Annotated in this window: 22 protein-coding genes; all 22 read right to left on the bottom strand. The window is 39.4% G+C overall.

Going from position 1 to position 12955, the window contains the following annotated elements; translation table 11 throughout:
* Positions 1 to 6: 6 nt before the first annotated feature.
* The 22 genes from ARB69_RS19345 to ARB69_RS26820 all read right to left on the bottom strand — a co-directional run bounded on the left by ARB69_RS19345 (position 7) and on the right by ARB69_RS26820 (position 12768).
* Positions 7 to 201 (bottom strand): hypothetical protein, encoded by a 195-nt coding sequence (locus ARB69_RS19345; protein ID WP_055154734.1) that lies wholly within the window; start codon positions 199 to 201, stop codon positions 7 to 9.
* A 13-nt stretch (positions 202 to 214) separates the two neighbouring features.
* Positions 215 to 364 carry a hypothetical protein gene (locus ARB69_RS26840; protein ID WP_156320704.1) on the bottom strand — a complete coding sequence of 50 codons (150 nt, stop codon included), beginning with the start codon at positions 362 to 364 and terminating at the stop codon, positions 215 to 217.
* Positions 365 to 381: 17 nt separating this feature from the next.
* Positions 382 to 543, bottom strand: a complete 162-nt coding sequence (locus ARB69_RS26835; RefSeq protein ID WP_157355684.1) for a hypothetical protein — start codon at positions 541 to 543, stop codon at positions 382 to 384.
* A 17-nt stretch (positions 544 to 560) separates the two neighbouring features.
* Positions 561 to 722, bottom strand: a complete 162-nt coding sequence (locus tag ARB69_RS26830; RefSeq protein ID WP_157355682.1) for a hypothetical protein — start codon at positions 720 to 722, stop codon at positions 561 to 563.
* A gap of 39 nt (positions 723 to 761) precedes the next feature.
* Positions 762 to 968 (bottom strand): hypothetical protein, encoded by a 207-nt coding sequence (locus ARB69_RS19340; RefSeq protein WP_055154733.1) that lies wholly within the window; start codon positions 966 to 968, stop codon positions 762 to 764.
* A 235-nt stretch (positions 969 to 1203) separates the two neighbouring features.
* Positions 1204 to 1374, bottom strand: coding sequence for a hypothetical protein (locus ARB69_RS26825; protein ID WP_157355680.1), 171 nt, complete (start codon positions 1372 to 1374; stop codon positions 1204 to 1206).
* 23 nt (positions 1375 to 1397) lie between these two features.
* The gene (locus tag ARB69_RS19335; RefSeq protein ID WP_055154732.1) at positions 1398 to 1694 is read right to left on the bottom strand and encodes a sigma-70 family RNA polymerase sigma factor; all 297 of its coding nucleotides are present in this window, start codon (positions 1692 to 1694) and stop codon (positions 1398 to 1400) included.
* Positions 1695 to 1935: 241 nt separating this feature from the next.
* Positions 1936 to 2289 (bottom strand): hypothetical protein, encoded by a 354-nt coding sequence (locus ARB69_RS19330; protein ID WP_055154731.1) that lies wholly within the window; start codon positions 2287 to 2289, stop codon positions 1936 to 1938.
* Entirely contained in the window at positions 2276 to 2545 is a 270-nt protein-coding gene (locus ARB69_RS19325; RefSeq protein WP_055154730.1) for a hypothetical protein, read from the bottom strand. Before ARB69_RS19325 ends, ARB69_RS19330 begins: the two co-directional genes overlap by 14 nt.
* A gap of 10 nt (positions 2546 to 2555) precedes the next feature.
* Entirely contained in the window at positions 2556 to 4577 is a 2022-nt protein-coding gene (locus ARB69_RS19320) for an AAA family ATPase (protein ID WP_055154729.1), read from the bottom strand.
* On the bottom strand, positions 4571 to 5494 hold the full coding sequence (locus ARB69_RS19315) for a DUF4373 domain-containing protein (RefSeq protein WP_055154728.1): 924 nt from the start codon (positions 5492 to 5494) through the stop codon (positions 4571 to 4573). Before ARB69_RS19315 ends, ARB69_RS19320 begins: the two co-directional genes overlap by 7 nt.
* Position 5495: 1 nt before the next feature.
* A complete protein-coding gene (locus ARB69_RS19310; protein WP_055154727.1) occupies positions 5496 to 6086 on the bottom strand; it encodes an ERCC4 domain-containing protein in 591 nt (196 codons plus the stop codon).
* Entirely contained in the window at positions 6067 to 6459 is a 393-nt protein-coding gene (locus tag ARB69_RS19305; protein ID WP_055154726.1) for a hypothetical protein, read from the bottom strand. The genes ARB69_RS19310 and ARB69_RS19305 overlap by 20 nt, the downstream gene beginning before the upstream one ends.
* Before the next feature lie 15 nt (positions 6460 to 6474).
* Positions 6475 to 6903 (bottom strand): single-stranded DNA-binding protein, encoded by a 429-nt coding sequence (locus tag ARB69_RS19300; RefSeq protein WP_055154725.1) that lies wholly within the window; start codon positions 6901 to 6903, stop codon positions 6475 to 6477.
* Between the two features lie 49 nt (positions 6904 to 6952).
* Entirely contained in the window at positions 6953 to 7681 is a 729-nt protein-coding gene (locus ARB69_RS19295) for a hypothetical protein (RefSeq protein ID WP_070102494.1), read from the bottom strand.
* Between the two features lie 13 nt (positions 7682 to 7694).
* Positions 7695 to 8114 (bottom strand): hypothetical protein, encoded by a 420-nt coding sequence (locus tag ARB69_RS19290; protein WP_025655560.1) that lies wholly within the window; start codon positions 8112 to 8114, stop codon positions 7695 to 7697.
* Positions 8115 to 8214: 100 nt separating this feature from the next.
* Positions 8215 to 8895, bottom strand: coding sequence for an MBL fold metallo-hydrolase (locus ARB69_RS19285; protein ID WP_055154724.1), 681 nt, complete (start codon positions 8893 to 8895; stop codon positions 8215 to 8217).
* Positions 8885 to 9274: a DUF7694 domain-containing protein gene (locus ARB69_RS19280; protein WP_055154723.1), complete on the bottom strand. Its 390-nt coding sequence runs from the start codon at positions 9272 to 9274 to the stop codon at positions 8885 to 8887. Before ARB69_RS19280 ends, ARB69_RS19285 begins: the two co-directional genes overlap by 11 nt.
* Positions 9275 to 9277: 3 nt before the next feature.
* Entirely contained in the window at positions 9278 to 10315 is a 1038-nt protein-coding gene (locus tag ARB69_RS19275) for a hypothetical protein (protein ID WP_055154722.1), read from the bottom strand.
* Between the two features lie 12 nt (positions 10316 to 10327).
* A complete protein-coding gene (locus ARB69_RS19270; RefSeq protein ID WP_050641032.1) occupies positions 10328 to 10561 on the bottom strand; it encodes a hypothetical protein in 234 nt (77 codons plus the stop codon).
* A gap of 53 nt (positions 10562 to 10614) precedes the next feature.
* Positions 10615 to 12603, bottom strand: a complete 1989-nt coding sequence (locus tag ARB69_RS19265) for a hypothetical protein (RefSeq protein ID WP_055154721.1) — start codon at positions 12601 to 12603, stop codon at positions 10615 to 10617.
* A 12-nt stretch (positions 12604 to 12615) separates the two neighbouring features.
* Positions 12616 to 12768 carry a DUF6906 family protein gene (locus ARB69_RS26820; RefSeq protein WP_157355678.1) on the bottom strand — a complete coding sequence of 51 codons (153 nt, stop codon included), beginning with the start codon at positions 12766 to 12768 and terminating at the stop codon, positions 12616 to 12618.
* Positions 12769 to 12955 lie beyond the last annotated feature (187 nt).

Below are 12955 nucleotides of genomic sequence, written 5' to 3'. Positions count from 1 at the left end.
TAAATGTTAATTCTCCATATAGTTATCAGTCGTTGATAAAAATAATTTTGTCGCTACCCACGGCAAATAATTTTGGGTGTTTAAAAAGTAAACTCTGCCGCTGGTTATTTTAAACAGTGCTCCCGGGTTTACTGTTATTCTCCCGCCATCACAATAAAATGCGTCAAATTGTTTTATGACCTTATATTTTTTGTTTTCCATTTCTCCTAAATTGTTAACTTAACTTTTCAAATATTATATATCTCTCATAATCTCCAAAAAGTTTCTGATTGATATGGTTTTCTGCCGCTTCAAACTCCGCGAAATGTACCGGAAGAAACTCGCAGTCATAATTATCAAAAATATAATACGGACACCCCATCATCTTCACCTCCGTAAATCTTAATACGATTCTCTTTCAAGCCACTTTAAGGCATCCGCAACCTCGTCAGCACGATAGGCAATAATGTCCAAATCATCTCGGTACAATTTCGCCTCTACCGTTGCCAAAAAATGGGCCAGCTCCTCATCCGTCATTGCTCTGATCCTTTCCGTATTTTTCATCCTGCTCCTCCTAAATTTTAATACTCTGTAGCAGAGATTGTTAATTGATGCGCATCGTTAAACAATGACACCACCTCAAAACGCTCTCCCAAGTCACCAACGTATAAATTATCATCCTCATTCAATGTTCCGTCTGCCAGATTTTCTTGTATATACTCCATGAGATTTTTTATTTTCATACTTTTCCTCCTAAATGTTAATTTATATTGTATCTGCGATCAAAAACTGTTATAATAACATCGAATAACAGGGAACGCAAAGCCGTCAGTTACCCTTGTGAGGTTGTAATTCCTCACCCCCGGATTCAGTTCCAGACCTGTGCACAGGTCGGCGAAAACGTCGGGCAGAGCCGTAAGGCTCTTTTTTATTCCCTTAAATGTTAATTCACTCTCTACTACGTCCTCTGCATTCATTCCTATCTGCATTACATCCCTTACACGGATCTCCCTGACTCTGAACCAACAAAAAACACATTTGTCCTTCCATTGTGCAAGTGGGTGGTACATATCCTTGCTGTATGCACATCTCTTTATACATATCCATTTTCGTTTCCTCCGTTAAATGTTAAATTGTCTAAAATTTTATCAATGCAAGCGTTCCACCCTTTTTGCCGTCCATGTAAATCTAATTCCTTTATTCCGGTTGCACCATCAATACCAATTACTGCTTTCTCTCTGGCAGTTCCCGAAGCGGACACCCCTCATGTCTAGTTTTTATATACGTCTCTATTCCGCGTGATATAAATGGACACATTAAATGAAAACTATCTCCCGAAGATAATTTACAAGCACCACAATTATATGGCATATCAATAACTAATACTGCTTTCATCTCGCACCTACCTCCTCTAAACGCTAAAAACATTCCTGTATTTTACGTTTTGCACTACTCAAATACCTCGAGTATATTGATTGGAGATGCTTTTTCTGTTTACGCAGAAATTGAAGAATCTCATTGCTGATCACTTTTCCTGCATAAGTTGTAAAACTGAAACCAGATCCATTATCAAATTTTTGCGCTGCTTTTACTAATCCTACATTTGCGATACCAAGAAGGTCATCGTACTCAATAGGTACACTTCTAAACTTATTCGCCATGGAATATGCAAACATTAAATTATCTTCAATTAATTTATTTATTTCTTCTGTCATTACTAGTCAGGAGAACCCGGGTATTATGCGCGCACCTCTTTTCTCCTTTCTCCTAAATTAACAGGTCTACATAGGTACAAACCAAATTAATCCACTTACTTTTATGTAATGCCGAAATGTGTTTAGATCTGTGTATATACCAAAATATATTCGCATATATTTCCAAACTTCCTTTATGGGCATCCCCTGAAAAAGTAAGTCCTGAATCTTTGCGTAATATGGAGTATACACACTTTGCTTTTTACACACTCTTATCTACACTCTCTTTCTTAAATGAACTATTCAGAATATCAATCCCGATATCATCCAGCAGTGCTTCGTTAAGTAATAAAAAATAATCTGCATCTGTCTCCACGAATTTAAGTTGCCTTATTATAAACTCCATATAGGCTAAGATCTGATCTTTGTTATAATCACACTCCCTATATAGATAATCCACACTTATTAAAAGGAAGCTATCAAAAGCCCTTTTGATGTCTTCATCCGCTTGCTTCTTTTGTGCTTCTTTAAAACGAGGGTCCTTCAAGGCTTGTTCAACTAAATTGTGAATCTTATGTTTCTTGATTTCTTTATCTGCCCAGCTAATTCTGACCACCTTCTTTTCGCATTGATATAAGCATCTTTCTTACAACAATTGACCATCCGCAAATAAAAAAATCATTTGCCTCTTTAACAACTATAGCAACATCCTTGTCTGTGAAATTACATATCTCAGACACTATCTCATCCATTTCCTGATTATATTTCGCCATGTTTCCTGATTTTACGAAATTCGTGTACGCTTTCCAGTTTTCATTCTGTATATCCTTTATTAAGTTGTGTAGCTTCTGAATATCCACTTTTCCTTCCATTGCTTATCTCCTATTCGAACACTAATTCCATATCTTCTGCCACAGGCACAAAGCCATCATCATGTTTATTCCATCCGTACAGCTTATTTTCAGCCACATAGTTCTTAAGCCGCTTTGACTCCTTCTCGTAAAACAGAGGGGTAAAATGATCCTGAATCCCACCATCACGGTCTTTGGCAATTTCAATTACATTGGTTGCTCTGTACAGTTCATTATCGTCTTTCCATCCAAACATCTGCTTTGTCAGCCGTCTGAAGTCCTCGTTGACTCTATGAACAATAAAAGCATTATCAACAGCATTCCCTAAATCCCCAGTTCCGCTTATATCATCCAGCCTTAAAAACCCCATTGCCTTCCTTGGATGTGCTACAAAGGCAATATGTATATCTTTTCTCTTTGCTAATTGCTCCAGTCCAAGTACGAATAATGTTTGAGCGTCATATTTGTTATCTGATAAAGTGGAAATATTAAAAGCCATAAGATTATCAAGTATTAGCAAATCCAGTTTCTTTTCTTCCACCTGTTTCTCGAACTGCTCAATAACAGCCAGATAATCATTGCCATATTCATTGTTGTAAAGGAAGAAATGCTCTCCAAGCCAATCAGCAATATACTTCTGGTATTTCTTCTGCACATTATAGTATCCTTCGAACTGAGTTGGCTCCGTATATCCTTTTCCTGCCGCCTGCAGATTCATCCAGCGCATAAAGTTCTTCGGTGATAGTTCTCCCGAGAATACGCCCGCATTATTTCCTGTTTCAACACAATCCAAACATATTTCAGAAATAACAGAACTTTTCCCTGATGCGCGCAATCCTGAGATTACAGATACATAACCTTTTTTCAATCCACGCATCTTCTTGTCAATATCCATGATACCAGTTTTTATAAATGCTTCATCCGTCACTGGCAGATCAAGAATGTCCTTTGCCGTGTAAAATATCGGTCTGCCTTCCACAATCTCAATTTTCTTTATATCCTGAAACCGGTTTGGTTTCTGGTATATTCTATGCTCATATTCCAGCTGCCGCTTCTCGTATGCATCAGGCTCATAGAGCAGCCTCACGTCACGCCATGTCTTGTCTGAGCATGAATTGTGGAAGCAGTGAAAGCCGATCGCACCGGAACGTGATTGGAAGATGCAGGCATCTTTCCCCTTGTGGTTACTGTCGAATGGACAGCAATCCAAGATATACTTCGTTCCGTCTGAATAGCTGCTCTTCCGATATCGAAATCCGTATTTACTTAACCACTCTTCGAGATCAAACTCCCGCGGCTGGTAGTTGTTATACCGCTGCGGTTTCTCTTCCTTTGGGTACAGATTGCACAATTTCTGCAAATATTTGATGTCATTTACCTCAATGTTCTCTGGGCTACCGATGATATAACTCATACGATGCGGTCTCACGTCCGTATTTGCCCCTTTCTGTGCCAATGTGCCATACAGCTTACAAACTCTCGCCGGATTGAAGTTTTTCATGTCTACGCCTATCTCAGCGTCCGTGAACAGCATATCTAATGTTTTCAAAGACTTCTTCATCAACGCTGTAACTTCTTCAGACTTGTCAAGATATACCCTGTACAGTAAATGCACACCGTTTCCACTAAATCCAAACAAAGGATCATTAAAACCAAGGTTTTTCAAGAACTTATAGATCTGATTTCCTTTCGCCTTTGCCTTTTTGATCTGTTCATCTGTAGAAGATGTTCCTGTTGGCCTGATTGGGTCAAGGTCAAGCATCATCCAGTCGTATCCGGTTACATCATTGTCACTGGTCGTTGCTTTTGGGTTTTTCTCAAATCTATCTCGTTGAGTTCTGTCATAACACGCATCATTCAGCGTGTTAAGCGTGATGTAGATATTGCAGTCTCCAAAATTTCTAAGTTTGTCAAAACCACGTACCAATGCCTCTGCATTCTGAAAATATCCGCTATACAACTGTTTATTGCCATATATTACCCTGACCTCGAATAACTGATTGTCAGGCTTCATAAGTGCAATTGCTTTTCGCACCTCTTTTTCGTTTAGCATCCTTGCCTACCTCCTCCAGTATTGGTATTTTTAAGTATTGGATCCACGATATTCGCATCGTCATAATTACCATCCAGCACTTTGGGAAAATTATTCGGAAGCACAAACCAATCAAAAGTAATAGTCCATTGACGCCGGTTACTACTCCGTCCCTGAAGGAAACTGCTATATTTGATTTTATCAATTGCTTTTAATACATCATCGATACCATACTGTTTTATTCTTGCGATTAAGCTGTCATATCTCTTTGTACCGGATGTCAATTTTGATACTGGTTTGATTCCGAAAGATTTTAAATTATTCCAAGCGTCTACACACCGTCGGACGTCAGTCTGACGAACAGTATCTTTAGATACTGTATTTACTTTACTATCCTTTACTTTACTATCCTTTTGTCCTAGTGAATCGTCATTTACTTCAAGCGTATTGTCATTCTCTCCTAGTGAATCGTCATTTACTTCAAGTTTCTGCTTATTTTTTCGTACAAAAACTACATCTTGATAATCTTTTCCATTTTTATCAAGCAGCCACAGTTCACTATATATTTCCGTTCCCTTACGATTTTTGCTCTTAAGGACCAACAGAAAACTTTTTTGGATACCTTTACTGGTAAGCACTCCCCACCCATCAAACAGCCTCTTATCAAAAAGACCAATCTGTAAGCAGTAGTCCACAGTTTCTTTTACTGTACCGGCACCAACGCCCCCGCCCATCTTCCTTGCAGTCGTTGCACATAAGTCGTAGCACCATTCGTAGTAGTATCCTTCGCTTCCAAACGCCATCTGGCATAGGTAAAAGTAAATTCCAAATCCAACCCATCCTTGAGCATCTAAAAGCTTATCTATCTTTGTGTCATTGGAGAAAATGTCAACAGACCATCCGGCGTAATCAATCCGCTTCTTAGGTCTCCCTGCCATGTTATTCCTCCGTATTCATATTTAATAAGTCGATGATTCGTTTCCCGGATTCTTCCGGTCGGCAGAAAAGAAACTCCACTCCATATTTTTTTTGCATCGTTCTCATTGCCTTAGCCAATGAAGCGCCTTTTGTTGCAGTCGGATATTTCAATGCCCTTTTTCGCTCACCAGATGGTGTTGTAATCCACTTTTGCATATGTAGCCGAGGATTATCCCAAGTTTGCAGATCATCTATGGATTTGATGCCATCTTCGTTCTCAATAAGGACTAACAGACGGATGTCATTATTCTTAGCCAAAATGCATTCATCACGAAATCTTGCATGCTCCTTTCCGCAAATATTACCGATAATTTCCTGGATATCTTTTTTGGTATCTACGCAAATAGAATATGTTCCCAGAAAATCCATTTTCTTTGGTTCCATTCCCCGTTTTTGTTTTCTTTTAATTACATCTATTACCTTATCGGTACAGAGAATATAATCACCACAGGGGAGAGGATATCGTTCCCAGTAAATGCCATGGGATTCAAAATAAATATGTTTAAGTTCATGTTTTTTATCCTGCTGTCCTTTATCCTCTATCACTATCATCGTCATCACCTGCCTTATATTCTCTGTCGCAGTCCAAATACTCTTCTGTCCGCTTTTGCAAATTCAGCATACCTCCAAGCCGTTTGAGAACTGCTTTGTTGTTTTCAGAATTCGAGAAATTGTGCACATGTATGTATAAGTCCACGGTATCTTTGAACTTTCTCCTCTGAAGCCTTTCCTTGTGAAGAGCAGTTGCGAGCCTATTTCTTTCTTGCTTGTCCTTTGCAAATTCGAACTTGTGCTGCCAACTCCGGACTCGCTCGATTGAGTCAAGTCGTTCACATTCGCTTTTGGATTCATTATAAATATCATTAGCATAATTCAATAAATCAATGAAGTCCTGAATGATTTCAGACGGTTTTCTGTTTCCCAAGATTAACCACCGCCCTTAGTTAAACGGAAGCTGTTCATTGATTCCGTCAGGGATATTCATAAATCCGTCTCCTGAACCTTCCGGCGCTGATCCCGTATTCTGGCTCTGATTTTGTTGGTTTTCAGATTTGCTTTGCGCAAATTCATGTTCCTCAATCAGAACCTCTGTTGTATATACTTTCACACCATCTTTATTCGTATAGCTTCCAGTTTGGATACGCCCGGAAATAGCTACGCGCATTCCCTGGCGGAAATACTTTTCGGCAAACTCTGCTGTTCGGCCGAACGCCACACATGGAATAAAATCTGCTGTCGGTTCATTATCCCTCTTAAACTTACGATCAACTGCGATTGTATATCTCACAATAGCTGTTGCATTATCTCCCTGTGAATACCTAACTTCTGGATCTCTTGTCAGCCTACCCACTAAAATTGTTTTATTCATTTCTTCTCTCCAATCTCCGGCAGTCAGTCCTTGACTGCCGGAATATTTATTATGATATAACCGTAAACGCCGGGTATTCAGAAAGTCCTTGCTGCAAATATTCTTTAATTGCTATCATAGCTACATTCTTCCATGCGCCTCCATCGGCTTCGAAAATTGCGCATCCTACACCGCTTATCTCGTCCTGACGCATCCGGAACACAAATGCACTTTCAGGCTGCTCCACTTCGATAAATGTTCGAAATGGCCTTAATTTCACTGGATTAGGTACAACCGCCTCGCCCTTAGATGCTATGCCGGTTTTAATTGTAGCTTTCTGTGTTACTCCATCATCCCCATACTGTGCTACAGTTCCATTTTCAACAGTTCCAGCGAATTTAAGAAGCAGTTCACTATCACCGTTTGGAATAAATTTCGATTGAAGAGCAATAATAAAACTCTCATGCCCCATATACTTCCCAAAATCAAAATTAGGGATTTGAGCATTAACATCAACTAAAATCTCACGTTTTCGATCATCGTCCAGAGCGGATACCAACCGCACCTCACATGGTGATATAACCTGCACAATCATCTTATCCGTAGATTTATCCGTATTGGATTTGATATACTCTACAAGGCTTGTTAACGTACTCATCTCTAATGCTTCTGCCCGGCGCACTTCATCCACCGGATATAATTTCTTGTCCGAATAAGTGACTGCCATACGTTCAACCAAATTTGGCTCCGCCAATTCATTTCCATACTGTACCAGTTCTTTTAATCCGCTTTCCATCATTATAGAATCCTCCTTATGCCTGTTTTGCAGTTCTTAAATCGACTACTTTGTTCTCTTTAATTTCACCAGTTTCTGTGTCAACCACCTTGCCATCAATCATTTCCTCTTTTTTCGCCAAATCTTCAATGGTCATCTGTCCTTTAATTCCCGGACCATATTCGGACGCAAATACTTTTCCGGTTTCCAAATCGCGCTGCAATGCAAATTGTGTCTTAATCGGAGATGCCGGAGCGAGCTTTGTCTCAACGGAAACCTCTGCTACCGAATCATCTCTTAACTCATTTTGAGTGAGTGCTACTTTAATTGTGATCACACGCTTATTCTTGTACGGAGTATTCACATCAAGCATATTCTCCGTCACCTGTTCGAACGCTCTGTCGAACTTTTCCTGCAAAGCACCGCCTGCAAATTCTTCTAAATTTACTTTTGTCATAATAAAATCCTTTCTCAAAATAAATTGATTAAATAACATATATAAAAACTGACCGGTCAAGTTGTTTTTTACCTATGATTTCAATTCCGTCATCTTTCTCCTAAAACGGAAAATCCAAGTCTACCTCAAGGCCTTCATCCGCCACATAAACCGAGCAATTAACGACCTTTTGCGCCTTAGCTTTAAATTGTTCAGCATCAGCATTACTTCTGCTCAAATGGCACAACACGACGTTCCTCAAGGTCGGATTGTTGTTTGCTTTTAAAAATTCGCAAGTTGTTTCGATTTCCATATGTCCAGTGAGTACATGGTCGCGTTTTGCTGATCCAGCGTCCACATCACAGAGGAACTCTTTCGCATAATTTGCTTCTACCAAAATATGATTTGCATTTTTGAACCGCCATTTAACGTATTCCGTGTCACTGGCATATATAAGACTCCCCATTGACGGTTCTGCAACATAAAATCCATAGCATGCTATATCATGTACCAGTGGAAAAGATTTAACTATAAATCCCCCATATGTACGCACCTGCAGTTCCATTTCCGATTTATAAGGCTTAAACACTGGTATTCCTGCCTTTTCATATTCAGAAATAAAGCCAGAATGATCCTTGTGGGAGTGAGAGCATATTACTCCCACGATCTTCCTTACATTAAAAGCTAATGCTTTCTTGACTTTTATGAAAGGTAAGCCAGATTCAATTATTAACGCTTCGGCTTCTGATTCTAAGATATAACAGTTCCCGGAAGATCCAGAGCCGAGTACTTTAAGTTTCATCAAACACCACACCCTTCACTCCAATAAATAAGCTCGGCGGAACCGGTAACACACCGGAATACTTCTCAATTGGTTTCCAGATATGCAGACAATGTTGAATGTTGTTTACATATTCGCTTTTTGGCGGATGGTACTGTACGCAACATTCGTCATCTGTAAAAAACATATCTTTAAACTGACACATCTCATCCCATGACGGCATACGTTTCTTTCCATCAATACTGACGTGTTCCCACCCACCACCATAGCTCCAAATAACGGTCATATCTTTAAGTTTTCCTTTGGTAAATACACCCATACCACCGTCAAATGTTTTTCGGATAATCTCGAAATCTTTTAGGTTCTCTAATTCTTCATATAACAATTTAATATTTTTCATAGTCTAATCCTCAAATGGATGATCGCTATCCTGCGACGCTGCTACTACCTTCGGATTTTCAACTGTTTCAGCTATCTCCGATTCGTTTATTGTAAAATCCTCACTGTTAGCGTTTTCAGCAATTTCTTCTTTAACTTGCTGATATGTATCGTCTATTTGGAGCAACGATTGTGATGCAATAGAATTGAAGTTCTTCGGATACTTCTTAATTGCGTTATTCCGCATTTTACGGATAATCATAGCTTCCGGCGTGTCAAGCCATGCCGCACTGATAAAAGGCTTTGCCGTTTCGCAAGATAGCATGTCCTCAATCGTAGGACATGCTCTTAAGGCGTCAAGGATTTCACTCTTCTTCGCCTTAATTTCCGCTTTCTGCGTTTCATTAGCTTTGTATCTGTCCTTACAGATTCCAAATGTTTCGTTCATCATACTGTTGCGAATATGAGCTAACAGATTCGCTTTAACACTCTCTCGCTCCGCAATCAAATATTCAACATGACCATTCATCATTTCAACTGGATAAACCACTCGAATCACCTTCTGTGACTCCCCTTTTTCTTCCCATTCCGGCGGGATCAGTTCCATTCCTTTGTGTTTTGGATAAGTAAAAATGTCTCCCTCTTTTACCAGCCATACCGGATGCACTTTCGCCACATTCACACCAAACTGGCGAAGAATGGCATCGTTACCATCTCCCTCAATTCCAAGTTCTACTTCTTTATGCCAGTTACCACTTTCATCCTGCTTGTTCCTCAGCTGAAAATAGCACTCCCTCGGGACTGCATTAGCATTCAGTTTGAGGCTTGCCACCTGCCCGAGCACCTGTCGAAGATTTGAACCAGGTAAATTCTGCATAGCTACTTTATTTGACGTAGCCAATCCGTAAATAGAACTCATTGCTGCCATTACACAGTGTTTAGAATAATCATCGAATACAAGATCATGTTCCGCAAAATCCCGCTCCATCAGGCAAGTATATTCATTTGCATAAAATGAAAGATTTGTATTCATTTTTGCCACTTCTTTTTTCTGTTCTGCCATCACTGTTCCTCCCTAAAATAATTTCGGCCTCATACACGCTGTAATACTGACTGTCAGAAGATTATGCGCCTGCTCTTCCGAAAATCCAGCTTTAACAAAAGACTCTTTTATAGCAAAAAATTCATCTGCCATTTCTTCATACTTCTTATACTTTTCTAATCTACTGATCTGTGATTTTAAATCATCAATTACCGCAAGATTATTATCTATTTCTTTCTGTAAGTCCTGTTTTGTTTTCGTTTCCATTATTGCTTCTCCCTTCTACAAATGCGGCTCCCGTATCTTCGAAAATATCATATCTACATTCCCTCCACTTTCAATTCTTTATCCGTGGTCACATTCAAAGCTATCAATTGCGTATTATCGTTTCTAGGAATGTTCCAATCGTTCACTTCGGCAGCTTCATCAAGGAAAACCGGATAATACATTCCAAAGAACTTCTGCAATGAATAGCAGATATCAAGTCGTACTTTTACTTTCAGTCCACCATTCATATCCTCCCACTTGGTAAGCTCTCCAGCGTCAGAAAGCACAGCTGGGATACAGGTTTCTTTGTAATTTCCATTCTTCTGATAGTCAAACAGAATCCATTTTACTACTTCAAAATGCTGGTTGATTTCATCCACAAGGAGTTCATTCTTACGCTTAGAAAGCGTATCAAGTTGATCGAGTATCTTTTCAGAATCAGCTTTCGCCTGTTCGTACTCCCGCTGCTTCTTCTGCAAATCTGCTATCTGTTCATCAATCTCAAGATTCCTGCCGGCAACGGCAATCTGTTTTTCTACTTCAGATAAATCGTGTCTCAAAGAATCCAGTTCATTTTTTAAAGAACTGCGGTATGTAGCGCCGTCATTCATTGATGACAATATCTCTTCTAGTCTGGCAGCCTGATTTTCAAGCATTTCATACTCCTGATTGCCTGACAAATCAATGCGTTCTGGAAGTTCTGAGAGTTTTTTTGTTTCCTCAGTCTGTTCCTTGTTGAACCTGATTTTATCTGCTTTGATCTGTTCCAATTCAGCTTTTTTGGCATCGAGCTCCTTTGCTTTTTCAGCAGACTCGCGTTTCAAATCATTGCCGCGAGAAATTAAATCATCTAAAGTATCTTGTCTTCGTTTGTCAAAATCTTCCGCGGCTTGCTTCTTCCGTATCTCGAAATCAGATCTCAGTTCCTGAATTTTTTGGGAATCATAGGCCCTGCCACAAGTCGGACAGAGCGTAGAATCCTTTGGGAAAGTCCATTTTGAGTCATCAAATTTCTTATTAACATTTCTGTTATACTCTTTTCCAAGTTCGGCCCGCTCTTGATCCCTTCGTTTTATGTAATCTCCCAACCGCTTTATATCCAATTCGATCATATTATGCCGTTGTACTGCTGTATGAAAATCCTTTTCTGCAATATCAATTTTATTTTGAATTGAACGCCTTTCATTATTTAGCTTGTCCTGGGCCTGTTGCTGGATGGAATTCATCTGAAACTTCAATTCCATAATTTTGTCCGTCAGTTCCTGATGCTTACTTAATGTACTCTCAGCATCCGATAACATATTTTCTTTCTCTGCAATCTGCTCTTCAATGACAGATTTTTGTAATTCCAACTCCGCTGTATCATAATCAACCTTACTCTTTTCCATTCCGATAATCTGGTTTGGTATATCGCGAACCTGAGCCTCTGCTTTCTTTTTGGATGCTTTATGCATTGCTTCAATTTCTTCCAGCTTATATCCCTGTGAAAGCAAGGCAGCAATATCAATAGTATCGGATTTCATATTAGCAATATCCAGATCTGATTTTTCACTTGCCATCTTAAAAAGAATTTTTCGCATATCAGAAGATTTCTGTCCGGTAAATACATTTGGATGGCTTAATGCCAGAAACAAGTCCCAATTGATACCCTCGTCTTCCAGATAGTCACGGAAGTCTCTTTCCGTTTTTGGTACACTGTTAATCTCATATGTATTTGAAGAAGTAATTTTAACAATACCCTTACTGTCCGGTTTGCTCTTAAGCGTTTTCTGGGATTTGGTTACTGTAATTTCTTTTCCATCAATATCAAGAACCAAATCGACCCGAGGAATACACTCTTCCATCCCATTCGGCCGAACGTTCGGATTACTTTTTAAGTCATAATCCTTGTCCATGGTCAGCCAATACCAGGCGGTTGCAATAGTAGTTTTCCCTAAACCATTTGCCGCAGAAATTTTAGTATTATTGGAAAAAACGTACTCACCGTTCCTTACCCCCTTAAAATCTGTAAGGGTTAACCTCTTAATTCTTACAGTCGCCAACCTAATTCCCTCCTACTTTTGAATTGTTTTTATTTCATCTGTCAGCTTGTGGATCAACTGCAGATCTGTTTTTGATTCATGTATCAACCGCCATTCATCTGGATCCAAACCCTTCCGACTCAATTTCATTTTCTGAATACGGCTCAACTTTTTTGGCTGTTTCATTCTTGCATTTCCCCCTGAATCTGCTATAATAATGTTGATTAATTTTCTGAGTGCTTACGCCTTGCCGGGCTTATGTAAGCGCTCTTTTTTATTTGATCCGGTAAAGCAACTGAAACTTATATCCAATCTGCTCAATATCTTCCACGGTCAAAATTTTTCCTTCTTCCGGCCGGCCATTGAGTTTAAA

The organism is Faecalicatena contorta, assembly GCF_001404335.1.
Lineage (GTDB): Bacteria > Bacillota > Clostridia > Lachnospirales > Lachnospiraceae > Faecalicatena > Faecalicatena contortus_B.
Note: the sequence above shows the minus strand (reverse complement) of the source record. Positions and strands in the feature narration are given on the sequence as shown.